The organism is Pelagicoccus sp. SDUM812003 (assembly GCF_031127815.1).
GTDB lineage: Bacteria > Verrucomicrobiota > Verrucomicrobiia > Opitutales > Opitutaceae > Pelagicoccus.
Genome location: NZ_JARXHY010000002.1, coordinates 199,944 through 222,562, shown reverse-complemented (window position 1 = coordinate 222,562; position 22,619 = coordinate 199,944). Strand labels below are relative to the sequence as shown.

Annotated in this window: 22 protein-coding genes and 1 tRNA gene; 11 read left to right on the top strand and 12 right to left on the bottom strand. The window is 57.0% G+C overall.

What is annotated here, in order from left to right; all coding sequences use genetic code 11:
• Positions 1–177 precede the first annotated feature (177 nt).
• From lpxK to QEH54_RS03130, 9 genes are all read left to right on the top strand, one after another.
• Positions 178–1,413: a tetraacyldisaccharide 4'-kinase gene (lpxK, locus tag QEH54_RS03170; protein ID WP_309017171.1), complete on the top strand. Its 1,236-nt coding sequence runs from the start codon at positions 178–180 to the stop codon at positions 1,411–1,413.
• Positions 1,414–1,520: 107 nt separating this feature from the next.
• Positions 1,521–2,633, top strand: a complete 1,113-nt coding sequence (locus QEH54_RS03165) for an aminopeptidase (protein ID WP_309017170.1) — start codon at positions 1,521–1,523, stop codon at positions 2,631–2,633.
• A gap of 5 nt (positions 2,634–2,638) precedes the next feature.
• On the top strand, positions 2,639–3,634 hold the full coding sequence (locus tag QEH54_RS03160; protein WP_309017169.1) for an adenosine deaminase family protein: 996 nt from the start codon (positions 2,639–2,641) through the stop codon (positions 3,632–3,634).
• A complete protein-coding gene (locus tag QEH54_RS03155; protein WP_309017168.1) occupies positions 3,631–4,554 on the top strand; it encodes an RluA family pseudouridine synthase in 924 nt (307 codons plus the stop codon). The genes QEH54_RS03160 and QEH54_RS03155 overlap by 4 nt, the downstream gene beginning before the upstream one ends.
• Positions 4,555–4,649: 95 nt before the next feature.
• Positions 4,650–5,486: a 1,4-dihydroxy-2-naphthoyl-CoA synthase gene (menB, locus tag QEH54_RS03150; RefSeq protein ID WP_309017167.1), complete on the top strand. Its 837-nt coding sequence runs from the start codon at positions 4,650–4,652 to the stop codon at positions 5,484–5,486.
• A gap of 74 nt (positions 5,487–5,560) precedes the next feature.
• On the top strand, positions 5,561–6,820 hold the full coding sequence (locus QEH54_RS03145) for a diaminopimelate decarboxylase (RefSeq protein WP_309017166.1): 1,260 nt from the start codon (positions 5,561–5,563) through the stop codon (positions 6,818–6,820).
• Positions 6,821–6,852: 32 nt separating this feature from the next.
• A complete protein-coding gene (gene hrpB / locus QEH54_RS03140; RefSeq protein WP_309017165.1) occupies positions 6,853–9,399 on the top strand; it encodes an ATP-dependent helicase HrpB in 2,547 nt (848 codons plus the stop codon).
• A gap of 47 nt (positions 9,400–9,446) precedes the next feature.
• On the top strand, positions 9,447–9,722 hold the full coding sequence (locus QEH54_RS03135) for a hypothetical protein (RefSeq protein WP_309017164.1): 276 nt from the start codon (positions 9,447–9,449) through the stop codon (positions 9,720–9,722).
• A 149-nt stretch (positions 9,723–9,871) separates the two neighbouring features.
• Positions 9,872–10,915 (top strand): hypothetical protein, encoded by a 1,044-nt coding sequence (locus tag QEH54_RS03130; protein WP_309017163.1) that lies wholly within the window; start codon positions 9,872–9,874, stop codon positions 10,913–10,915.
• On the opposite strand, the gene QEH54_RS03125 is transcribed toward QEH54_RS03130, so the two are convergent.
• From QEH54_RS03125 to QEH54_RS03115, 3 genes are all read right to left on the bottom strand, one after another.
• Positions 10,912–12,258, bottom strand: coding sequence for an MFS transporter (locus tag QEH54_RS03125; protein ID WP_309017162.1), 1,347 nt, complete (start codon positions 12,256–12,258; stop codon positions 10,912–10,914). The two genes, QEH54_RS03130 and QEH54_RS03125, sit on opposite strands and share 4 nt — an antisense overlap.
• 461 nt (positions 12,259–12,719) lie before the next feature.
• Positions 12,720–13,508: an RNA pseudouridine synthase gene (locus QEH54_RS03120; protein WP_309017161.1), complete on the bottom strand. Its 789-nt coding sequence runs from the start codon at positions 13,506–13,508 to the stop codon at positions 12,720–12,722.
• A gap of 5 nt (positions 13,509–13,513) precedes the next feature.
• A complete protein-coding gene (locus QEH54_RS03115) occupies positions 13,514–14,338 on the bottom strand; it encodes an SDR family NAD(P)-dependent oxidoreductase (protein ID WP_309017160.1) in 825 nt (274 codons plus the stop codon).
• 35 nt (positions 14,339–14,373) lie between these two features.
• Between QEH54_RS03115 and raiA the strand changes: the two genes are divergently transcribed.
• Both raiA and QEH54_RS03105 read left to right on the top strand, forming a co-directional pair.
• Entirely contained in the window at positions 14,374–14,745 is a 372-nt protein-coding gene (gene raiA, locus QEH54_RS03110; protein WP_309017159.1) for a ribosome-associated translation inhibitor RaiA, read from the top strand.
• Positions 14,746–14,885: 140 nt separating this feature from the next.
• Positions 14,886–14,962, top strand: a tRNA-Arg gene (locus QEH54_RS03105).
• Positions 14,963–15,074: 112 nt separating this feature from the next.
• On the opposite strand, the gene QEH54_RS03100 is transcribed toward QEH54_RS03105, so the two are convergent.
• The 9 genes from QEH54_RS03100 to plsX all read right to left on the bottom strand — a co-directional run bounded on the left by QEH54_RS03100 (position 15,075) and on the right by plsX (position 22,581).
• A complete protein-coding gene (locus QEH54_RS03100; protein ID WP_309017158.1) occupies positions 15,075–15,524 on the bottom strand; it encodes an NUDIX domain-containing protein in 450 nt (149 codons plus the stop codon).
• Positions 15,517–16,374, bottom strand: coding sequence for a polyphosphate kinase 2 (locus tag QEH54_RS03095; RefSeq protein ID WP_309017157.1), 858 nt, complete (start codon positions 16,372–16,374; stop codon positions 15,517–15,519). Before QEH54_RS03095 ends, QEH54_RS03100 begins: the two co-directional genes overlap by 8 nt.
• Positions 16,375–16,524: 150 nt before the next feature.
• Positions 16,525–17,385 (bottom strand): class I SAM-dependent methyltransferase, encoded by an 861-nt coding sequence (locus tag QEH54_RS03090; protein ID WP_309017156.1) that lies wholly within the window; start codon positions 17,383–17,385, stop codon positions 16,525–16,527.
• A 43-nt stretch (positions 17,386–17,428) separates the two neighbouring features.
• Positions 17,429–18,004 (bottom strand): hypoxanthine phosphoribosyltransferase, encoded by a 576-nt coding sequence (gene hpt, locus QEH54_RS03085; RefSeq protein WP_309017155.1) that lies wholly within the window; start codon positions 18,002–18,004, stop codon positions 17,429–17,431.
• Complete coding sequence (gene rpe / locus QEH54_RS03080; RefSeq protein WP_309017154.1) at positions 18,001–18,663, bottom strand: ribulose-phosphate 3-epimerase; 663 nt, start codon at positions 18,661–18,663, stop codon at positions 18,001–18,003. The genes hpt and rpe overlap by 4 nt, the downstream gene beginning before the upstream one ends.
• A gap of 98 nt (positions 18,664–18,761) precedes the next feature.
• Entirely contained in the window at positions 18,762–19,271 is a 510-nt protein-coding gene (lptE, locus tag QEH54_RS03075; protein WP_309017153.1) for an LPS assembly lipoprotein LptE, read from the bottom strand.
• A gap of 37 nt (positions 19,272–19,308) precedes the next feature.
• Complete coding sequence (locus QEH54_RS03070; protein ID WP_309017152.1) at positions 19,309–20,418, bottom strand: tetratricopeptide repeat protein; 1,110 nt, start codon at positions 20,416–20,418, stop codon at positions 19,309–19,311.
• A 58-nt stretch (positions 20,419–20,476) separates the two neighbouring features.
• On the bottom strand, positions 20,477–21,475 hold the full coding sequence (locus QEH54_RS03065) for a beta-ketoacyl-ACP synthase III (protein WP_309017151.1): 999 nt from the start codon (positions 21,473–21,475) through the stop codon (positions 20,477–20,479).
• A 71-nt stretch (positions 21,476–21,546) separates the two neighbouring features.
• The gene (gene plsX / locus QEH54_RS03060) at positions 21,547–22,581 is read right to left on the bottom strand and encodes a phosphate acyltransferase PlsX (RefSeq protein WP_309017150.1); all 1,035 of its coding nucleotides are present in this window, start codon (positions 22,579–22,581) and stop codon (positions 21,547–21,549) included.
• Between the last annotated feature and the right edge of the window lie 38 nt (positions 22,582–22,619).

The following is a 22,619-nucleotide window of genomic DNA, read 5'->3' as shown; positions in this document are numbered from 1 at the left end:
AGTCGGGCTTGCGCTTCGTCGAAAGAAGCGAGCTTGGGCGCTACTAATATAGTAGCAACGACGCAACTATAGCAGGGTGGCGGGCGATTGGACTTGGCGGAGCTATCAGGCTGGTCTAAGCATTTGGATTTTATGCCGTTACGAGCAGCAGAGCGAAGCCAATCCGTCCGATAGAAGATGGGAGTAAAGCCATCTAGACGCCTTTTGAACCAGCTGGAGGAGTTTGCCGTCGACGTGGTCTACGATCGCCGTCGAGGAAAACGGGCCTTCGCCTTCAAAGTTTTCCTGCGAGCCCTCTCGATGCTTTTCGGGAGCCTGGTGAAGCTGCGATTCTTTCTCTATCGCAACCGGATTCTCAAGGACCAGCCGCTAGGATGCCTGGTGGTGGTCGTGGGCAATCTCACTGTGGGAGGCACAGGGAAAACGCCGGTCGTGGAGAAATTCGCCCGCTCTTTGCGCAACCGAGGTCGCAAAGTCGGTATCCTGAGCCGCGGATACAAGAGCAAGACGGTCAAGAAGGAATCGCTCAAGAGCAAGCTCTGGCGCACCTACGTGACCGGGGCGGATGCGCCTCCGCCCAAAGTGGTGAGCGATGGGGAATCGCTGCTGCTGGACTCCGAAGTCGCGGGCGACGAGCCTTATATGCTAGCCAAGAATCTGCCCGGCGTCGTGGTGCTAGTGGACAAGGACCGGGTCAAGAGCGGGCTCTACGCCATCCGCCATTTCGGCTGCGATACGCTGATATTGGACGATGGGCTCCAGTATCTTCCTTTGAAGGGACGTCTCAATCTGCTGCTGGTGGACAAGACCAACCCCTTCGGAAACCGGCAACTGCTGCCGCGCGGCATCCTGCGCGAACCGGTGCGGCACCTGAAACGAGCCTCGTATGTTTTTCTTACAAAGTCCGACGGTCGCCCGGATCCGGAACTGGAAGCCTTGATCCAGCGTCACAATCCGGGGGTCGACGTGATCGAGTGCGCCCACAAGCCGCAGTACCTGCAGGAGGTGAATGGCGAGCGACGTCTGGAATTGAGCCAGCTCAAGGGTCGGCGGATCGGGGCGTTCAGCGGCATCGCGGTGCCGGAGAGTTTCGAAGGGTTCCTGAGAGGACTCGGGGCGAATCTCATCTACACCCGCCGCTTTTTGGACCACCACCGCTTCGATGGAAACGAACTCTTGGAGATCTTCGACGAGGCCAAGGGCGGCGGACTAGACTTCATCGTGACTACGGAAAAGGACGCGGTTCGCATTCCGGACACCATCAGTTTCTCCATACCGCTGTACTACCTTCGGTTGGAAATCGACATTATGAGGGGAGCGGACGACTTCGATGAAGCCGTATCCAAAATCTGCTTTTCCGAGCGCCTGGAGGGGCGTGCCGCGGAGGCGGCCTCAAGAGGACGGCCTGAGTAGGGCGGCATCCTGCGAGGCATTTGTTTCCCGCAGCGTTCTCGATCCGCCCCGTGCTGTTGAGAGTTAATAGCGTTGCATAAGCGTCAAATTTGCATTGCTAGAAAGGCATGATTGACCCTCGCCTTTCGCAACTGGCCAAGAATCTTACGCGCTACTCGACCAATCTCAAAGAGGGCGAGCGCGTCTTGATCGACGCTTTTGACGTGCCGGATGAAATCATTGTGGAGCTCATCCGGGCGGCCCGTGAAATCGGTGCCATTCCCTACGTCAACCTCAACCACGCCCGCGTCAATCGCGAGCTTTCGCTCGAAACGACGGAGGAATCGCTTCGCGTGCAGAGCGCGATCGAGCTCCAGCGTATGAAGAATATGGATGCGTACATCGCCCTGCGTGGGTCGAACAATATCTTCGAAGCGTCCGACGTGCCAGCGGAGCAGGCTCAACTGGTTTCGCAGGTCATGAAGCCCGTTCTCGACTGGCGGGTTAACAAGACCAAGTGGTGCGTGCTGCGCTGGCCCACTTCGGCCATGGCTCAGCAGGCGATGATGAGCACCGAAGCCTTCGAGGACTTCTTTTTCAAGGTCTGCAATCTCAACTACGCCCGCATGGAAGATGGGAGCGAAGCCTTGGCTGACCTGATGCGTCGGACCGACAAGGTGGAGATCAAAGGTCAGGGCACGGATTTAAGCTTTTCTCTCAAAGGCATCGACGCAGTCCCGTGCATTGGGACCTTCAACATACCGGACGGCGAGGTCTTTTCCTGTCCCGTCATCGACAGTGTCCAGGGGGTAGTGCAGTTCAACGCTCCGACGGTTTACCAAGGCGTCTCATTCGACGACATCCGACTGGAGTTCAAGGACGGGCGCATCGTGAATGCCACCGCCAACAATAGCAGGCGCTTAAACGAGATACTCGACTCCGACAAAGGCGCTCGCTACATCGGCGAGTTCGCCATCGGATTCAATCCCTACATCAAGGAGCCCATGCGGGACATCCTCTTCGACGAGAAGATCGCTGGCTCGTTCCACTTCACGCCCGGTCAGGCATACGAGGAGGCGAACAATGGAAACAAGTCGCAGATCCATTGGGATATGGTCTGTATCCAGCGACCGGACTACGGCGGTGGTGAGATCTGGTTTGATGGAAGGCTCATTCGCAAGGATGGCATGTTCGTCGTCGAGGAATTGCTGCCATTGAATCCGGAGAACCTGGTGGGATAGAAGCGATGATCAAACCAATGGATTCAGTGGAGTCGTTCATTCGACGTATCCCGAAAACGGAGACGCATCTTCATATCGAGGGGGCTCTGCCGTACGATTTGCTCGTGGAGCTCGATGATTCGCGCTTCCCGTCTCAGCCCTTCTTCCGCGAACGAGCCTACAAGTATCCAGATTTCGTAAATTTCGAAACCCTGCTGATCGATCACGCCGTGCAGTGGTTTGATTCCGCGGAGCGCTACCACGTCGCTTGCAAGCGAATGTTCGAAAGCATGGCGTCGTTGAATGTCAAATACGTGGAAACGAGCTTTCACCTGCATATGGTGGAATTCATCGGCGTCGATGGACGTGATATCCTCTCCGCTATCAAGTCTGCCGTGCCAGAGGGCATGGAGGTGCGGGTCATCGGCGGTATGGTGAGAAATGGATACACCGAGGTCATGAAGCCGATCATCGAAACTCTGCATCAGTGGGACGAGCTTGACGGCATCGATCTGCACGGACAGGAGTGGCTCGATCTGGAAGAGTGGGCGCCGCCAGTGTGGCGCCGCTGCGCCGATGCGGGCAAGATCATCAAGGCCCATGCGGGCGAGTTCGGCGGGCCGGACAAGGTTTACGAAGCGATCGACGTGCTAGGATCTCGCCGCATTCAGCATGGCGTGCGCGCGGTGGAGGACGAAAAGCTGGTCGCTCGTCTGGCGGAGGAAAACTGCGTGTTGGACGTGTGTCCGCTGAGCAACGAGAAGTTGGGCGTTTTCCCAAGTCTGGAGGATCATTCGCTTCGACGGCTGATCGACGCTGGCATTCCATGCACCATCAGCACCGACGACCCGCTTTGTTTCGCCAACGACATTGTCGACGAGTACATCGCGCTTCACTCGCGGCTTGGCTTTTCCAAGGAGGAGCTTGCTCAGCTAGCGAAAAACGGTTTCGTACATGCTCGCATGAGCGAGTCTAAGAAATCTCAATACATAGCGGAAATTGACGCCGCTCTCACCCAGTGAGTGAACCGATAGAATGGATCGTTCCTGACGGAACGTATAAGCAACGCATCGACAAGCTGCTCGCGGAAGCGTTTCCCGATCATAGCCGCTCGGATTTTCAACGAGCCTTCGAGTCGGATCTGGTTACGTTGGACGGATCGCCGATTTCCAAGAATCGCAAGGTCTCCGAGGGTGGAGTGATTCGCTTCGAGATGCCAAGTATCCAGAAGCTCGATATGAGTCCGGTGGAGATGGAGCTGTCGGTGATCTTTGAAGACGAGCACCTGATCGTGGTCGACAAGCCGGCGGGATTGGTGGTCCATCCAGGCGCGGGTCCGTCCGAGCCGACGCTTGCTCATGGATTGCTGCATCATTGTCAGGGACAGCTCAGCGGCATAGGCGGCGTGGAACGTCCGGGCATCGTGCATCGCTTGGACCGGGAGACTTCTGGCTTGATCATGGCGGCGAAAACCGACGTGGCCCATCGGGCGCTGAGTGAACTGTTTCAATCGCGTTCCCTGGTGAAAGAGTACCTCGCCTTGGCCTGCGGGACGCCGGAACTGATGTCGGGCGTGATCGATCGTCCCATCGAGCGAAATCCAAACCAGCGCCACAAGATGCGCGTGGGCACGGAAGGACGTGGTCGAGCCCGCGAGTCCCGCACGGACTGGACGCTGGTTGAGACTTACGAGGCGGGTTATTCGCTCTTTCGCTGCCGCATCCACACGGGGCGCACGCATCAGATACGCGTTCACCTCAAAAGCGCGGGACACATCATTCTGGGAGACCGTACCTACGGCTTCAAGGACCTGCCGCGTCTCGCCCAGCAGCCCAAGCGCGTCATGCTGCACAGCGCCTTCCTGAGATTCGAGCATCCGCTGACCGGCGAGGACTTGGAATTGGAAGCCCCTCTACCCGAGGATTTTAAGGCGTTCGTCTGAACCGATTTCGAACGGCGCCGGCGGATTTGCCTCCTTTTCCCTTTGGGTCGCTTCGTGCTTGCAGGCTCCAGCAAGGTTTTCAGAATTCCACGCCTATGTCTGAAGCAGAATGGCAAGTCGTAAAGGAGTATCAGGACATCACCTACCACAAGTGGAACGGAATGGCCAAGATTACGATCAACCGACCGGAAAAGCGAAACGCCTTCCGGCCTCAGACCGTGAGCGAGATGTTCGACGCCTTTTGCGACGCTCGCGAGGATCAGAAGATCGGAGTCATTCTGCTGACCGGCGCCGGTCCTCACACTGATGGCAAGTACGCGTTTTGCTCGGGCGGAGACCAGAGCGTGCGCGGCCACGCGGGCTACGTGGGCGACGATGGGGTGCCCCGTCTGAATGTGCTCGATCTTCAGAAGCTGATTCGCTCCATCCCGAAGGTGGTGATCGCCTTGGTGGCTGGTTACGCCATCGGTGGTGGGCACGTGCTGCACGTTATCTGCGACATGACTATCGCGGCGGACAATGCGATTTTCGGGCAAACCGGTCCGCGTGTAGGAAGCTTCGACGGTGGATTTGGCGCCAGCTACCTGGCGCGCATCGTGGGACAGAAGAAGGCCCGCGAGATTTGGTACACCTGCCGCCAATACAATGCTCAGGAAGCCCAGGACATGGGCTTGGTGAACAAGGTCGTACCGGTAGAGCAGCTCGAAGCGGAAGGCGTGGCGTGGGCGAAGGATGTGCTGCAGCATAGCCCGATCGCCATTCGCTGCTTGAAGTCGGCCTTCAACGCGGAGCTCGACGGTCAGGCTGGCATTCAGGAGCTCGCTGGAAACGCCACCTATTTGTACTACATGACCGAGGAGGGCACGGAAGGAAAACGCTCGTTCTTGGAGAAACGAAAACCGGACTTCACGCAGTATCCGTGGATGCCGTAGGTTTCGCTTTTCCTAGTTAGCAGGTCGCTTTCATGACCTGTATCCGTTTTTCCAATTTCAGTTCCTTTCTAAACATGAGTTTCCAGAATTTCATTACCCGCGAGGTCGCGGATCGTATCCAAGAATCAGTAGGCGCTCCTTGCTACGTCTACAGCGAAGCAGCCTTGCGCCAGTCTGCGGAAAAGGTGCTGGCCTTTCCCAACGCTTACGGTCTGACCGCTCGCTACGCCATGAAGGCTAGCCCGAACTCTAACATCCTGCGCTTGTTCGCTTCCATGGGGTTGCATTTCGATGCCAGCTCAGGTTTCGAGGTTCGCCGCGCGATTGCGGCTGGCGTCGCTGCGGAGCGCATCTCACTGAGCACTCAGGAACTGCCGGAGGACATCGCTGAGTTGATGGAACTCGGCATTTCCGTAAACCTTTGCTCGCTCAGCCAAGTGGAGCGCTACGGAGAGGCCTTGCCGGGAACTAAGGTCGGATTGCGGTTCAATCCGGGGCTTGGTTCCGGAGGCACGCAACGCACAAACGTTGGTGGACCAGCGTCATCGTTTGGAATCTGGCATGAGCAGATCGCTCGCGCTCAGGAGCTTGTAGCCAAGTATGATCTCGATGTATTCAGAATTCACTCGCACATCGGAAGCGGAAGTGACCCCGAAGTTTGGATACGAGTGGTTGGTATGAATTTGGATCTGGTGAACCAGTTCCCTAACGTTACGAACTTGAATCTCGGCGGTGGATACAAGGTCGGACGTGTTGAAGGTGAAAAGACAACGGACCTTCAGGTTATCGGCCAGAAGATGCGTGGCGAATTCGAGCAGTTCGCGCAGCGCACAGGACGTCGGATCCATTTGGAAGTCGAGCCTGGCACCTATCTCGTCGCCAACGCGTGCGCCATCCTTTCGAAGGTGCAGGACATGACAGATACCGGAGCGGATGGATACGCGTTTTTGAAGCTGAACACCGGCATGACTGACAACACCCGTCCCTCGATGTATGGAGCCCAGCATCCGATGTGGCTGATCCCCGCCGACGATTCGGAGCGAGGAGAAAAGGAGTACGTCGTGGTAGGGCATTGCTGCGAATCAGGCGATATTTTGACTCCCGCCCCGGGCGACCCGGAAGCTCTGTCTCCACGCCGTCTGACCGAGGGAAAGATTGGCGATTACATGGTGATCGGCGGTTCTGGCGCCTACTGCTCGTCCATGGCTTCGAAGAACTACAACAGTTTTCCCGAGTCGGCGGAAGTCTTGCTTCGCGAAAATGGCGATGTCGCGGTTATCCGGAACATTCAGCCCATCGAGCAGGTTTGGGCGAACGAGGTCCCGGTGCTTTAGACCGGGCTTTCGCGCCATCCTCTCTTGCCTAAATGTCGCTGCCGATACTGGAAATCGAAGAAGCGTTTCGTACTAAACTTGCGAATACGAATCGGTTGGTGCTCGAAGCTCCAACTGGTTCGGGCAAGTCGACGCAAACACCTCAGTTCCTGCTCAAAGGCGGATTTCTAGACGATGGGATCGCCATCGTGCTCCAGCCGCGACGCATCGCCGCTCGCATGCTAGCTAAACGAGTGGCATGGGAGCTAGGCTCCTCCCTCGGCGAAACGGTTGGTTATCAAGTTCGACATGAACGGGTATTTTCAAAACAGACGAAAATCCTTTTCGTGACGGAGGGCGTTTTGCTGCGTCGCATGATCTCCGACCCGGATCTGCAGGGCGTCTCGTGCATCGTTTTCGATGAGTTTCATGAACGCAGTCTGCACGCCGATCTGACGCTAGCCCGGTCAATGATGCTGCAGCGGACGCGACGTAGGGATTTGAAACTGATCGTCATGTCGGCGACGTTAGATTCGCAACAGCTGGAGACTTACCTAGCTCCTTGCGAGATAGTGAAGTCGGAAGGGCGTACCTACCCGGTGGATACGCGGTACCTGGATCGGCGTAGCTCGGTTTCCGGGCGAGCCATCTGGGATTTGGCTGCGGAGCAAGTGAGCTGTCTTGTTCGCGAGCAGCCGGAAGGGCATGCTTTGGTCTTCATGCCAGGAGCTTTCGAAATCGGGAAAACGATCGCCGCTCTTGGAAGCAAGTTATCCAGCCATGAGTTCGAGCTTTTGCCTCTGCATAGCGAACTCAGTCCCAAAGATCAGGACCGGGCGGTGGAAGGCGGCGATCGACGAAAGGTGATAGTGGCTACCAACGTGGCTGAAACCTCGCTGACCATCGACGACGTTCGAATCGTGGTCGACAGCGGTCAGGCCCGGGTGGCTCGCTATGATCATGTGCGCGGAATCAATACGCTCTGGATCGAGAAGATCAGCGACGCGTCGGCTCGGCAGCGAGCAGGTCGGGCGGGGCGTACCGCTCCCGGTATCGCTCTGAGACTTTGGTCCGAGCAAGAGCAAGCGGACCGTGCTCCCTTCGAGGAGCCGGAGGTACGGAGAGTTGATCTTTCCGAAATGCTGCTATCGCTTTTGGCAACTGGTATTGAATCTGTGGATGCGTTCGACTGGTTCGAAGCGCCGAGCGAAGAACGCTTGAAGGATGCGGTCGGCCTGCTAAATGCCTTGGGAGCGATCGACGAATCAGGTCGTTTGACGGAGCGCGGACGGGTGATGAGCGCGTTTCCGCTTCATCCCAGATATGCATCGATGCTGATCGAGGCTGGTCGGCTGGGCTGTGTGGAAGAGATCGCGTTGGTTGCGGCGTTGGCGCAATCCAAGAGCATTTTGCTGCGCAAGGTGGACAAACCGGTGGCGAAGCGACGCGAGGCCCTTTGGGACGGCGCCTCAGAGAGCGATTTGATCGCCCAGACAAAAGCTTGGCAAGCGGCGTTCAACGCGCGTTTCGATATGAGGTTTTGCCAGGAGCATGGCATTCATGCGCAAAGCTCACGCCAGGCGCTGCAAATAGCGAATCAGCTTTCTCAATACGCGGAAGCCTGCGGTCTATCGGAGAGTATCGAAGGAAAAAAGACGCCCCAAGAAGTGGACGAAGCGGTGCGGCGTTGCGTGCTGTACGGTTTTCCGGACAGGGTATGCAAGCGATTGGATAGGGGAACCTTGCGCTGCGCCATGGTCGGTGGAAGACGAGGCAATCTCGCTCGTGAAAGCGTTGTGGGCGACGCCACGCTTCTCGTTGCCTGCGAAGTCAATGAAATCGGTAGGCAAGGGGGCGAGGTGACGACGGTTTTCAATCAGTGCACCGCTATCGAGCGCGAATGGCTTGAGGACCTTTTTCCTCGCTTGTTTCGCGATGTTTCCGAAACCGTTTTCGACGAGCGACAAAAGCGCGTTGTTTCGCGTCGTTCGGTTCGCTTTCAGGATCTGGACATAGAAACCGTAGAAAGTCCGGAGGTGGATTCCGGCGCGGCGGCGGAAGCGCTTGCGGCTCTCATCAGCGAGGGCAAGGCCCAGCTCGGGCAGTGGGACGACAAGGTGGAGCATTTCATCCGCAAGGTGAACCTCATCGCGTCAGTTTATCCTGAATACGAAATCGATCCCATCGATGAAGACGCGCGCGCCTTGATCGTCGAACAGTGCTGTCAGGGCGCTCGTAGCTTGAGGGATTTGAAGAAACTCGATGTCCTGCCCACGGTGCGCGATTGGGTTGGGCGAGAGGTTTGCTCATTGGTGGACAAGGAGCTTCCGGACCGCGTCCGACTCGCCAACGATCGGCCGGCCGCCTTGCGAGCGGAAGAGGACGGGCGACTGACGCTCTCGGCGAAGATCCAGTGTTTGTATGATTTGCCGGATACGCCGAAATTTTGCCAAGGGAGGGTCGCTCCACGCATCGAGCTGTTAGCTCCGAATATGCGCCCGATCCAAACAACGGAAGACTTGCAAGCGTTTTGGAAGGGTTCCTATGAAGGGATCAAGAAGGAATTGAAAGGCCGCTACCCGAAACACGAGTGGCGCTAGCGAGGGTTTGTAGAGGAATGCGCTCAGGCGCAATTTGAGCAGCATACGTGATAGTGGGAACCGTGGCCCTCATGCTAAAATGGGCCATGTCGATTTCTCCGATTTCACCAGCGAACGGCTACGATACCTTCAGCAGCGCCCGGCAAGGAATGCAGCGTGCCGAGCGAAAGTTAGGCGAGGCCGCGTCCGCAATCTCGCAGGGCGATATCACGAGTTCTCGCATGGTGGACCTGATCGTTTCGGAAAAAATGTACGCTGCGAATGCGAGCGTCATTAGAACGAAGGACCAGATGCTGGGCATGCTCATCGATGTGAAACGCTAACGTGAGCGATCTGGAGCTCGATCGCTAAATACTTGCTAATAACGGTGGTTAACGAATTGGGAGGCATACATCGGGGGCCTTAGGCTAAACTCGCGTCGGCGACCGCCGAACGAGAAGAGGTCCGACCATCGTTGTCGGATTGGAGGAATATGGATCGACACGTCATCGCAGCCCTGATGGGCAATACAGTGAACAACGCCATCACCGATGTGTTGGGAGTGGTTGCGGTGTGCGCCTTTATCGGCGTCGCGATTTACATCGGAGTGCTGATGCTTCGCGAAACGGCGACCCGCAAGCCGATCACGGTGACCGGAAAGTCGATTGGGGGCATCGATGCACAGGCCCACCCAGCCAAGCCAAAGGCGACGGAGCAGCAGATCGACTCTTCCAAGTTAATTGCGGAACGGCATTTCGCAGACTTTTACGACGGATTGGTGGAGATGAGCCAGGAGGTGCTCGAGGAGCTCAGCGTGCTGGCCGATGGCACTTTCGATCAGTTGGCGTCCGCTTATTCCGCCAATTCCTATGGTCTTGAAGGCGAGAATTCAGCCGTTCGTTCATCGAAGTTCGCCGCGGTTTGCGAGCGTCAGTGGAGCTACTTTCGAAGCGATATTGCGTTCATGACGCATATGGACGTGCAGGAGCATCTGAAGCACATCCTCGAAAACCATCGCATGTTTTCCAATCAGAACGCGTCTGGCGACATGGCGTCGATGGAGGTTTCTCCAGAAATCCTGCGCACGCAGGAGTTGGTGGCTCTCCTGCGCGTGGTGACCAAGGAGAAGGTGAGACCCTTTCAGGAAACCACTCTGTCGGTCGCGCAGGAGTTCAGCTCTCACTACGAGAAGGAGCTCAAGAAACCGGTTCAGGACATGCTGAGCAAGGTGAATAGCGAGATGCGGAATCGGCACCAGGGCGTGCGTCTCAGCGATACGCCGTATTACGATCGGGTGAGGCAGCTGAAGAACCATTTGGAGATGATCACCTGCATCACCGAGCGCATCGGCCAGAATACGCAGCGCATCAATCAGGAAAGCCTCGCTCTGAGTCAGATAATCTACATCGGCGCGCTGCTGCGTATCCTCGCCAATATTACGGATTGGTTTGCATGCTACGATAGGCCGGAAGTGCCGCAGACTCAGCAGACGTCCAAGGAAGATTCTTCCAAGCGCCCCGCTAAACCGGTTCGCTAGTCGGCTGCTCGTTTCAGCTTTTGCGCTGAATAAATGAATACGACGGCGGCCAAACCGAGGAAGTAGTAGGGGAACCAGGAGAAGACGGTCTGAAAGAGCGCTCCTTCGACTTCTTCCTCAGGCAGCTCCTGTATTTGAGATGTTTCCCTCAATCCCGCGATCACGCTCGCGTAGAGGTATCCGATAAGGCCATACGCAAGGTTGAAGGAAAGCCCCTTGAAGCTCAGCACGGTGGCGCGATGACTGGATTCGGTGATCTCGTTCAAGTAGTGGCTGACAAAGAATCCGTTTAGAAAAATGCCCGCGTAGACGATGGCCATCGGAATGGCGCTCCAGTAGGGTATGAATCGAGCCATCAGCCAAAGACCGATCGCTATCAATGCGGTGAGGGTCAGGTAGTTGAACGCTTTCCCATGGTTCTCGGCGAGACGTCGACCCAGCTTGGGCATGACGGTGCCAAGCAAGGCCAAGGAGGCGCCGATAAAGCCGTAGCTGTACTCGGGCAGCTGAATTTGGCGATAGAACTCGCTGTTGAGGGTGAGGACCATTCGAACGATATGATCGAAGAGAAGTCCCGAAAGAATGATGACAAACGCCAAAGGCGTTCTCAGTATCCAGCGTCCCGCTCTTAAGGTGCGGGCGAACGATTCGCGTATCGCGGACCACGAGGAGCCCAGCGCGCTTTGCGAATCGGTTTCTCTCATTCCAAGCGTCACGAAGACGGCTGCGACACCGAGAGCTAGGGTACCGAAAATGGGAAGTCGAATTGCGACCGCTTTGCTGATTTCAAATGGCAATCCGAAGAAATCGAAAATGCCGTTCAGCTTTTGGTGATCGTAGAGAATCGCTCCCAAGCTCATGGCTGCCACGAACGCGGCGGACTGCAGTTTCATCTGACGCTCCAGGACCTCTCCCCATTTTTTCTCGAGACCGTTTTCCTGCAGAGTGTCGTAGGCGAGAGCTTCGTCCGCTCCGCTAGCGGCGGCTTCCGCGGCGCCGCTAAGGATGCGATTGATGGCGAAGAGCGTGAACAGCAGCGGGGAAGCCCCGATCGGGGCGAAGGCGATGACCAGCATCTCGATCACCATGATCACAGCCGCTGCGACGACTAGGTTTCGCCGACCGATGGTGTCGGCGAGGGCCCCAGAGGGCACTTCGAGGCAAACGATGCTGACGGCCCAAATGCTGTTGAGGATCGCGAATTGCTCGAGACTTAGTCCGAAATCCAAAAAGAGGATGGTGAAGATCGGATAGTAGAAACGGGCGTTGAAGAGGATTCTAAACGCGATGAAGCGCCGAACGTTCGAATAGGCGAAGGGATTGGAGGCGGAGGAGTCGCTCATCTCGAAGCGACAACGCTTTGGGCTTCAGTTCGATTGTGCCGGGACCGAGCGGATCGATGGCTCAGGAGTACCGCAGTGGCCCGATCGGATACGAGAAAACGCCACCTGCGAAGAGGTGGCGTTCGGGAAAAATCAAGGTTTGGGAGGGGATAGCAGCGCTTAGCACTATGCGACAAAACTCCGGGCGAGCGTCCAGACGGAATCGATGACGTAGATCCAAATGAAGATCGCAGAGATCATGAGTGAAATGACGCCGAACATGTTAAATCGCATGTTGCGACTAGAACCTATTCGGCCTTTTGAATAAAGTGTAAATTCACAATCGCTTTACAAATCAGGGAATCGATTAGGGGCAGGACTCTGGGCCCGGGTTTCGTCAAGGAAGGATGCCTTATTCGAGGCTTAGGACAAAGACCCCATGCGTCCCGACTAGGTGCACTGCAGAGGGGGCTCGAACGCGGTCAAAGGGCTTCGATCAGGCCGTCGAGTCGCTGCGCGTCGAGATCGAGGCGCTGGAAACAGAACTCTCGCAGATCGTCGGTGAGCGGAGCGGTGTAGGTTTCCACGCCGTCCTCGAGGTGGAAGGTCATGCGATAGGCGTGCAGGGCGTGGCGATTGATCGGTAGGATGGACGCCATCTTGTCCGTCCAGCCGTCCTCGATGAAATCGAGAAACAAGCCCTCGTCCGGCCCGTAGAGCTTGTCGCCGACGATGCTGTGGCCGAGGTGCAAGGCGTGGGCTCTGATCTGGTGCTTGCGACCGGTGATGGGATCGACTTTCGCCAAGGTGTAGCGTCCATTGCTGTGCAGCGGCGTGTAGCGCGTTTGGGCGGCTTGCTTGCGTCCGTCGTAGCGAACGGTGGTCTTGCTGTGCACGATGCTGCGGGTATCCGGGCCGAGCGGCTCGTCCACTAGAATTTCCGCTTTCAGCTCCCCCTCCATGATCGCCAGGTAGGTCTTGTCCACCTTTCGCCGTTCCAGGGCCATTTGCAGGTGACGGGCCTTGAGGCGGTGCTTGGCGAATAGGACGATGCCGCTGGTCTCGCGATCCAGGCGGGATACGAGGTGAGAGCGAACCGAATCCAAGTATTCGCGACAGGCGCCTGCGAGGGAGGACCAAGGGCCGTTTTTAGACGGATGGCAAACCAGGAGGGCCGGCTTGTTCACCAGCAGCACATGCTCGTCGTTTTGCAGGATCCATTCTTCGAGCTCGTCGGGCGTGACGAGCCATCCCCATTCCGTAGCGGGCATAATGGTCAGCGGTTTGAGCTAGAGGTGGACCGCCAGCGTTTGAGTACGCTGGCCGCGAGCGCCGTTCGCGTTGCGGGCGGAAGCAGGCTGGTAGCGAGGACGGCCAGCTTGTTCAGCAGGCCAGGGACGCGGTAGCTCTGTCCTTTCTCGATCATGGAAAGGGCGACTTTGGCCACCTCCTCGGGGCTTTGGGAAAAGCCGCCGGGGATTTTCGAGAGTCCCGCCCGATCGAAGAACTCGGTGCGTGTGGGGCCTGGACAAAGGGCGTGGGCGGAGGCTCCAGAGCCCTTGAGCTCCTGGTTGAGCGCAAGGGTCCAGTTGAGCACGAAGGCTTTGCTCGCCCCGTATGTGGAGAGGTAGGGCGTGGGCTGAAATGCGGAGGTGGAGGCGATGTTCATGATCGATCCGCCACGCTGCTTAATTCTAGGCAGGAGGCGAGTCGTTAGTTCGACCAAGGCGCAGATGTTTACCTCTAGAAGCTCCAGGTGACGTTCCGGAGATTGGTCTCCTATTTCACCGTAAAGGCCGAATCCCGCGTTGTTTATCAGGAGAATCGGTCCGCTCTCCGGCGATTGGTCTATCTCATGCTCCAGGGAGGAGAACGCCTGCTTTCTCTTGGCGCGATCACCTAGATCGCACTCAAGGTGAAGCCTCCGTTTGTCGTTTGTAAAATGGGCCGGTTTTTTCCGAGAAAGATTGAAAACTCGATGAGCCGTTCCTAAATTACCCAACAGTTCGATGATTGATTTTCCAATCCCAGAAGAGCCCCCTGAAATGATGGCGAGGCCGTATCTAGAGTCCTTTTCGTTTGCTCTGGATGTTTGGGACATTTCGTCGAAGTAACACAAATAAACAAAGGATAACTATGTACACTGATAACAACCACGATCTGATCATCACCGGCATCCACATGGACCTGACTGAGTCAATCAAGCAAGGCGTAAGGGATAAGGTGGAGCGACTTTTCAGGCATGAAGAGCGCATCATTCGGGTCAAGGTTGAACTGGAATGCGACTATGGCAAGGGCGGCAAGGAACACGAGTTCACCGCCAAGGGACACATAGAAATCAACGGGCCGAGCCTGAACGTCTCGGTTTCCGACCCGGATTGCTACAAGGCGGTCGATCTGCTAGTGGACAAGCTTGATCGAATGTTGAGACGCCGCTCCCGCTTGCAGCGAGTGAAGCGAAAAGACACTCACGATGTCGAGATTCCAGCGAGCCTGCCGAAGGTTTAGGCTGGTATCAGTTAAGTGACGACTAGGTTGCGACCCGTAGATGAAGCGGGTCGCTTTTTTTTGAAAAAAGTCCTTGAAAGGAGGCATCAAAGCATCTTTCTTCTCGACCCTCGACCGCCTCACGGCGGTAGAAACCTGAAGCGGGGCTAGCTCAATTGGATAGAGCACCTGACTACGGATCAGGAGGTTAGGGGTTCGACTCCCTTGCCCCGTGCCACTTCAGATGGCGGCTCGTTTATCAACGGGTCGCCATTTGTGTATCCAGAGCCTGGGTATGAAAAGTCTACACGTGGGGCGACTTTTTCCAGTAGGTGTCCGTGGCGGTGCAGCTAGGCCAGATCGCCTCTAATGTGGCGGCGAGCTTTAAGCCAAAATGAAACCAGATAACGGATACGCGCTGGACAGTTGGCGAGCGGACGTTCGAGGTCCCAGGTCGGAATCCACTCGCAGTGCTCGATCCCTTCCTCCGTCTGCGGCTGAAACCGAGATTCGCTACCGAGGTAGCGCAGGAGAAACCAACGGGTGGTTTTGAGGGACTTCGTTTTGGCGTATTTGGAAATATGGCTGGTAGGGATGAGTTCGCAGACGAGCTTGATCTGCTTGGCGGAGAGGCCCGTTTCCTCGGACACCTCGGAGAGAGCGGTTTCCTCTGGGCTTTGCTTCCTCTCGACCAATCCCTTGGGAAGGTCCCACCGGCCGTCCTTGAAGATGAAAAGGACGCGTTCCTGGTCGTCGACGGTCAGCCCCCCAGCGGCCTCGACTCGCTTGAGGTCAAGCATTGTAGAGGTCGTTCAAGGTCTCCAGCAGCTTGAACTGTCGATAGTTCAGGTTGTTGAACTGCACGCCTTCGATGGTGATGCTGTAGCGCACGCGCTTTTCTGTCTTTGCCAGCGGGACGAACTTGTTGCCTCCATCGTAGTCGATGACTGACAGCACGTAGAGCATGGATTTGAGCCGAGCCTCCAGCTTGTTGTTCGAGCCGATGACCACCCAAGGACTCTTGTTGGAGGACGTGCGCTCGAACATCTGGTTCTTGTACTTGGTGAGCACGTCCCAGTACTCGCGCACTTTTTCGTCGTTTTTGGAGTACTTCCAATACTTGAGTGGATCCCGCTGTCTCTCCTCGAAGCGAACCAGCTGGGTTTCCTTGTCTACGGAAAGGTAGAGCTTTATCAGGATGAGACCATTGTCGATGTGCTTTTCCTCCCAATCCAGAACCTTGCTCATGAAGTACCGGTACTGGGAGCGCTTGCAGTAGCCCATGGTGGGCTCGATCATGGCTCTATTGTACCAGGAGCGATCGAAGAACACGATCTCGCCCGGCTCGGGAAAATGCTTTTCGTATCGGCGAAACCAATACTTGGACTCCGAGGGCGTAGGGATGCCCAGCTCCACCACTCGAAAGTGCTTGGGCATCATGTATTCGATGAAGCGCTTGATGGATGAGCCCTTGCCCGCGGCATCTCGCCCTTCGAAGACGATGGCGACGCGCTTGTTGTTCTCGAACACCCAGTGCTGCAGCTTCAAGAGTTCGATTTGTAGGCGTTCCTTCTCTTGCTTGTAGCTCGAGTAGTCGATGTTTCGGTAGAAATCGAAGAACTTGCTCTTTACGAAGTCTTGGCGCGGCATTTGGTGTTTGGATCGAAAAAGAGTTGGGTTTCTGGCAGGGCAGCAGTTTCCATGCAATTGAGAAGCCCTTATGTTTCTCAAATGTAACCTAATCGCAAGCGTTACCAAAACGCAGCTCGGCCCCGTCAGGGGGCGATGTGGGCTCTGGCGCTAGGCTGGACGCTGCCAACGCGCGTAGAGGCCGCAGGGCAGAGTGTTGAGCGAGCCGGTGATCGGTATGCCAACCTCGCCTGAAGTGACTTCGCCCGAAAACTCGGCCATGGCTTCTCGTAGCAGGTTTCCCACTACGGTTGGCGAGATGCCGGTGGTGTAGGCGTTTACGAGAAAGAATCTTCCGCTGGGGTCGAAGATCTGGGCGCATTTCTGCAGCAGGCCGTAGAGGTCGCGCTCGAACTGCCAGACTTCGCCTTTGCTGCCGCGCCCGTAGGATGGCGGATCCATAATGATGCCATGGTAGCGATTGCCCCGCCGAATCTCGCGGTCCACGAACTTCATGCAATCGTCCACGATGTAGCGAATCGGGGCGTCGGACAGATTGCTCAAGGCCGCGTTTTCGCGACACCAGGCGACCATGCCTTTGGCGGCGTCCACGTGGCAGACCTCAGCCCCGGCGGAAGCGGCCGCCACCGTCGCTCCTCCGGTGTATCCAAAAAGGTTGAGCACTTTGAAGGGCTTTTTCGTCTGGGATATGATGTTCGCGCACCAGTCCCAGTTGACGGCCTGCTCAGGAAAAAGCCCAGTGTGCTTGAAGCTGGTGGGGCGAATCTTGAATCGCCGGTCCTTGTATCGGATGGTCCAGCTTTCGGGCAGGGCTTTGCGAAAGTCCCAATTGCCCCCGCCTTTGGAGCTGCGGTGGTAGTAGGCGTCGTACTTGCCCCAGTCTCGACTCGATAGAGGCCAGATGACCTGCGGGTCGGGGCGCACCAAAACGATGTCCCCCCATCGCTCCTTTTTCATGCCTTCGCCGCATTCGAGTATTTCGTAGTCTTCCCAGCTGTCCGCTAGAATCATGTGCGTTCCTGCTTTTCTGTGCCGCGTTTCTGGAGCGTGCCCGCTACGCGTGCGACTCCTGTTTCTGCAAGTCCTTCTTCAGCACGCCGATGCAGGAAAGATTGCGGTAGCGCTCGGCGAAGTCGAGTCCGTAGCCGACCACGAATTCGTCGGGGATGGTAAACCCTTTGAAGTCGGCGGTGAATTCGCTGGAATGGCGGGATGGCTTGTCCAACAGCACGCAGGTAGAGAGCGAAGCGGGTTCGGCCTGGGAAAGGTACTTGATGATGGCGCGCAAGGTGTTTCCCGAGTCGAGAATGTCGTCGACCACCAGCACGTGGCGCCCGCTGATGTCGGTCTTGAGGGGATTGGTGATGCGTGGCGGGGCATCGGCGGACATCAGGTTGCCGTAGCTCTCGGCCCGCAGGCAGTCCAGCCGGGTGGCGAAATCGCAGGAGCGGATCAGGTCCGCGGTGAAGACGAGGGCTCCGCTGAGGATGGAGACCACTGTAACGTCCTTGCCTTCGAAATGTTTGGAAAGATCGCGTCCGAGCTCTTCGACTCTTTTGCGTATTTGCTCTTTCGATACGAGTATCGTCTCGAGGTCGGCTTCTGTGTAGCGAGGCGTTGCGGCGATCATGATTGCTCTTCGGTTTCGATGGCTCTGAGAAATGCGATGCGGTCTTGGGCTTTGAAAAAGGCGGTGCCCGCGACAAGCGTGTCCACGCCGGATTGACGGCAGAGCGCCGCGTTCTCCTGGTTCACGCCTCCATCGACTTCGATGCGAAATTCGAGTCCACGCTGCTTGCGAAGTTCTGCCAGACGAGCGGTTTTCTTCAACACGTCTTCTTGAAAGGACTGTCCTCCGAAGCCGGGTTGCACGGTCATCGCCAAGACGATGTCGACCTGCTCGAGATACGGAATCACGTCTTCCAGAGGAGTAGGCGGGTTCAGCACGATGCCGGCTCTGGCTCCCAGCGATTTGATCTTCTTGAGCGTGCCCGCGATATCGTAATCGGGCTCGACGTGGATCGAAACTTGGTCGGCGCCCGCTTTCACGAAGGCTTCGACGTAGTCCTGAGGATTGTCGAGCATCAGGTGAACATCGAAGAAGAGCGAGGTCTTGGGCCGCAGATCGGCGACGGTCTGAGGACCGAAGGTCAAGTTCGGCACGAAGTGGCCATCCATGATGTCGATATGCAGCCAAGACGCTCCGGCGGCTTGCACGCCGAGAACGTCTTCGGCCAAACGCGAGTGATCGGCCGCGAGCATGGAAGGAGCTAAGATCGGTTTTGCCATGAGGCGGCTAAGCTAGTTGCACTGCCTCCGTTTGCACAAGTCTAGAGCCGAGAAAAGACGCGTGGCCGCTGTCGAATCGCCGTGGCCTTAGGGGTTATCTACCAAAGGTCTTCGATGATTTCGACGGCGCGCTCCGCGATTTCGCGGCTGATTTCCGGCATCGCTTGGTACTCCGCTTCTACGAGGCCGGAATCGCTGTAGACATCCTGTCGGATTTCGAACTGCCGATCGCGGATGAAAAAACGGTCCGGCTGGCTGGACGAGCGCAGCGAGAGGGAAACGGTGATGCGCAGCTCGAACTTTCGTCCGCGTCCTACGTCTTCGGACTGAACGCCGGCGATTTCGCGTTTCGCTTCGATCACGGTGGTCTCGAGCAGGGCGTCGTAGCGTTGGCCTTCGTTGAGTTGGAGGGTGGCGCTTCTGCTGACGGCCTCGCGCAGCGCCGCATTGAGCGGGGCTTCCACTTGGGCCAGTTCCGTCAGGTTCTTGGGCGTGTCGATCCTGATGACGGAGTAGGGCAGGTCTGTCGAACTTCCGAGCTGGTAGCTAGCGCAGCCAGAGAGCGACAGGAGGGTCAGAGCCCAGAATAGAACGGCGATGCGAGGCATGAGGAGGGAGCAAACAGACTCTTGCTCCAAGTTCCAGCTAGAAAATGCCGAGCAGCTTGCGCTTGGCCCGCTTGCGAGCCTTTTCCTGGATTTCCTCGTTGGTCGGCGCCGTGGCTTCCACCGCTTCCGACTCTTCGCCGTTTTGGGCCAAAATGGTGTCGATCTTCTCCAAGCGCCTCTTCGACATTTCGGCAGCCTCGGAGAGAGGCGCGATGGTGATGGCCTCGTTGTACATCACCTTCGCCGAGTCGTACTTGGCTCGCTTGTAGTTGTAGAAATCGCCCATCTTGACCTTGCTCATAGCCAGGATGTTCTTGGCGCCAGAAAGTCCGGTCTCCGCTTGGGCGACGTTCTCGTTGTTCGGGTACTGGATCAGGAAGTCCTCGAAGAAGGTGATGGCGTCTTCGGTGGCGCGTTGGTCGTACTGGGGACCTTTGATGACGCCGTAGTGGGTCTGGGCCAGCTTCAGGTATGCGTCCGCGGTTAGAAAGCTGTTGGGATAGTTGGTGACGAGTCGATCCAAGGCGTAGATGGTCATGGAGTCGCTGTTCTTGTCGGACCAAGCCTTGGCGATGTTCATGAGGGAAAGGGGGGCGTAGTCGCTGTAGGGAGCGATCGAGACGATGCGCTCGAAGTACTGGATGGCTCGGTCGGTGTTTTTGAAGCCTGGGAAAACGAACAGGATCTTGTCGCGATGGGTCTCCAGGCGGGCCACGGCGATCTTGTACATCTCGCCGAGGATTTCATTGAAGCTTCCGTAGTTGGGGTAGACCCAGGCGATGGTGTTGAAGGATTCGAAGGCCTTGTCGACCTTGTTGCGTTCCAGTTGGATCTGGGCGCGTCGATAGAGCGCTTCGGGCGAGTATTGGCTTTTCGGAAAGCGCTTTGTGACCTTCTTGTAGTTTTTAAGAGCGGACCGGTAGCGGCCTGCTTCCTCCGCTTTGCGGGCTTTGTTCATCCAGTTCTGAATCTGCTGGATCTCCTCAGGGAGCAGGCCGGAGAGATCTAGCTCTTCCGCCTGGTAGCCGGTTTCCGGGGACCAGCGAATCTCGCCGGCGTTGAGCGTGGTCAGAAAAAGGGTTGCGAGTAGGGTGAAGAAAAGAGTGAGGGTTCGCGCGGGCGGTGCTATCTGTAACGAATGAGTCATAATCTAAGTTGTTCGGGAGGTCGGGAGCCTGGTATGGGATCGGTGGGCTAGTCTTTTCTCACCATTCGACAAGCGCTGCGCCCCAGGTGAGGCCTGCGCCGAACGCGACAAGTAGGATCTTGTCGCCCTGCTTCACCTTCCCGGCGCGGACGGCCTCGTCGAGCGCGATGGGTATAGATGCGGCAGAGGTGTTTCCGTATTTGTCTAAATTTAGATAAAAGCGTTCAATTGGAATCGAAAGTCGTGTCGAAAGGGCCTCGATGATGCGCATGTTGGCCTGGTGAGGGATCACACATGATAGTTGATCCGCCCGCAGTCCGTTTTGTTCAACTATTTCGATAGCGGCTTGGCTCATCACTCGAACCGCGTGCTTATAAACCTCTCTCCCACGCATCTTTAGGAAATGATGGCGTTGCTGGATGGAGCTTTCCGAAGCCGGTATGGCGCAGCCCCCGCCCGGCATGTACAGCAGTTCGGCGTTGGATCCGTCGGCCCCGAGCGAAAAATCGATGATGCCGCCGCTTTCGCCTTCTTCGGCTAGGGAAAGCACTGCCGCCCCGGCGCCGTCTCCGAAGAGCACGCAGGTGGTCCGATCCTGCCAATCCAGGATGCTGGAGAGTTTTTCCGAACCGATCACCAGAACGTTTCGATAGCGACCGGTGCAGAGAAAGCCGGTGGCCGCCTCCATGATGTAGAGAAACCCGGAGCAGGCCGCTTGCAGGTCCATGCACACGGCTTTCCGGGCGCCGAGCTGGGTCTGCACCAAGCATGCGGTGGAGGGGAACGGCATGTCAGGGCTCATGGTGCCCACGATGATCATGTCGATGTCGTCGACGGTCAGGCCGGCAGCGGCGATGGCCTTTTTGGCCGCTTCCGCTCCCATGGTGGAAGTCGTCTCTTCCTCGCTAGCGATGCGGCGCTCCTTGATGCCGGTTCGCGTGTAGATCCATTCGTCCGAGGTATCGACGATTTTGGAGAGATCTTCGTTGGTGAGTACCTTGGATGGTGTGAAGGAACCGGTTCCTCTTATTTTTACGGGTCTTGTCGCGGTACTCATGCGTTTGTGTGAATGAGGATGGGAGCGGACGCAGGCAATTCGCAAATTGCAAATACTTGAAACTACGCCTGTTAGATAAGGCTATTCGCAGTTTCGATATCCGAAAGGATGTGGCCTTTGAGATCGTTGCTGATGATCTCGTTGGCGATGCGGATGGCGTTCATGACGGCTTCGCGGTTGCTGGAGCCGTGAGCCTTGAGTACGTTGCCCTTCAGGCCGAGAAGCGGCGCACCGCCGTAGCGCTCCGGCTTCAGCTGATTCTTGATGGCGTCAAACGCTCCTTTGGAAAGCAGATAGCCGAGCTTTCGCACCGCGTTTTTCTTGAGCTCTTCGCTCACGAAGTCCTTCAGTAGCATGAAAAGCGACTCGGATGCCTTCAGCAGAATGTTCCCGGTGAATCCGTCGCAAACCACCACGTCGACGCCCTCCTCGAAGGTTTGGAATCCCTCGATAGGGCCATGGTAGTCGATGAGATCGGGAATCTTCTTGAGCAGCGCGTGAGCCTGGTTTGTCAGGTCGGTGCCTTTCCCTTCCTCGGTCCCGATGGTCATGAGCCCCACCTTGGGGCGCTCCACGCCGAGCACGTGCTTGCAGTAGTTGCTGCCGAGGATGGCGTTGTGCACGAGATGCTCAGCCTTGGCCAGCGGATTGGCTCCGGCGTCGATGAGCACGAAGTGTCCCGTCTTGCGCGGCATGACCGAAGCGAGAGCCGGGCGGTCGACGCCGTCGAGGGTGCGGAGCTTCAAGGTGCCTCCGGCCATCAGACTGCCGGTGTTTCCACAGCTCACCACGCAGCCGGCGTGGCCGTCTTTGACCAGCTCGATCGCCCGCACCATGCTGGCGTCCTTCTTGCGCTTGAGGGCGATGAGCGGCTTGTCGTCCATCGCGATCACCTCCGACGCGTGGAAGGTCGAGACCTTTGGATGCGAAGAAAGCCCCGCTTCTTCGAGCAAGGGCTTCAAGATTGCTTCGTCGCCAACGAGGATGATCGGCCTTAGGTTCGCCAGCGTTTCCACCGCCATTTTCACGGCGGCTACCATTTCGGCCGGACCCTTGTCTGAGCCCATTGCGTCAACGGCGATGCCGGAGCTAGCCTGATCGAGCATACTCGCTATATCGTCAGCTTGTCGCTGTATTGTAGAAA

What these genes read in the sequence shown, in the direction of transcription:
- lpxK (WP_309017171.1), top strand. Translation starts at nt 178, where the DNA reads ATGGGAGTAAAGCCATCTAGACGCCTTTTGAACCAGCTGGAGGAGTTT.
- QEH54_RS03165 (WP_309017170.1), top strand. Translation starts at nt 1,521, where the DNA reads ATGATTGACCCTCGCCTTTCGCAACTGGCCAAGAATCTTACGCGCTAC.
- QEH54_RS03160 (WP_309017169.1), top strand. Translation starts at nt 2,639, where the DNA reads ATGATCAAACCAATGGATTCAGTGGAGTCGTTCATTCGACGTATCCCG.
- menB (WP_309017167.1), top strand. Translation starts at nt 4,650, where the DNA reads ATGTCTGAAGCAGAATGGCAAGTCGTAAAGGAGTATCAGGACATCACC.
- QEH54_RS03145 (WP_309017166.1), top strand. Translation starts at nt 5,561, where the DNA reads ATGAGTTTCCAGAATTTCATTACCCGCGAGGTCGCGGATCGTATCCAA.
- hrpB (WP_309017165.1), top strand. Translation starts at nt 6,853, where the DNA reads ATGTCGCTGCCGATACTGGAAATCGAAGAAGCGTTTCGTACTAAACTT.
- QEH54_RS03130 (WP_309017163.1), top strand. Translation starts at nt 9,872, where the DNA reads ATGGATCGACACGTCATCGCAGCCCTGATGGGCAATACAGTGAACAAC.
- QEH54_RS03125 (WP_309017162.1), bottom strand. Translation starts at nt 12,258, where the DNA reads ATGAGCGACTCCTCCGCCTCCAATCCCTTCGCCTATTCGAACGTTCGG.
- QEH54_RS03120 (WP_309017161.1), bottom strand. Translation starts at nt 13,508, where the DNA reads ATGCCCGCTACGGAATGGGGATGGCTCGTCACGCCCGACGAGCTCGAA.
- QEH54_RS03115 (WP_309017160.1), bottom strand. Translation starts at nt 14,338, where the DNA reads ATGTCCCAAACATCCAGAGCAAACGAAAAGGACTCTAGATACGGCCTC.
- raiA (WP_309017159.1), top strand. Translation starts at nt 14,374, where the DNA reads ATGTACACTGATAACAACCACGATCTGATCATCACCGGCATCCACATG.
- QEH54_RS03100 (WP_309017158.1), bottom strand. Translation starts at nt 15,524, where the DNA reads ATGCTTGACCTCAAGCGAGTCGAGGCCGCTGGGGGGCTGACCGTCGAC.
- QEH54_RS03095 (WP_309017157.1), bottom strand. Translation starts at nt 16,374, where the DNA reads ATGCCGCGCCAAGACTTCGTAAAGAGCAAGTTCTTCGATTTCTACCGA.
- QEH54_RS03090 (WP_309017156.1), bottom strand. Translation starts at nt 17,385, where the DNA reads ATGATTCTAGCGGACAGCTGGGAAGACTACGAAATACTCGAATGCGGC.
- hpt (WP_309017155.1), bottom strand. Translation starts at nt 18,004, where the DNA reads ATGATCGCCGCAACGCCTCGCTACACAGAAGCCGACCTCGAGACGATA.
- rpe (WP_309017154.1), bottom strand. Translation starts at nt 18,663, where the DNA reads ATGGCAAAACCGATCTTAGCTCCTTCCATGCTCGCGGCCGATCACTCG.
- lptE (WP_309017153.1), bottom strand. Translation starts at nt 19,271, where the DNA reads ATGCCTCGCATCGCCGTTCTATTCTGGGCTCTGACCCTCCTGTCGCTC.
- QEH54_RS03070 (WP_309017152.1), bottom strand. Translation starts at nt 20,418, where the DNA reads ATGACTCATTCGTTACAGATAGCACCGCCCGCGCGAACCCTCACTCTT.
- QEH54_RS03065 (WP_309017151.1), bottom strand. Translation starts at nt 21,475, where the DNA reads ATGAGTACCGCGACAAGACCCGTAAAAATAAGAGGAACCGGTTCCTTC.
- plsX (WP_309017150.1), bottom strand. Translation starts at nt 22,581, where the DNA reads ATGCTCGATCAGGCTAGCTCCGGCATCGCCGTTGACGCAATGGGCTCA.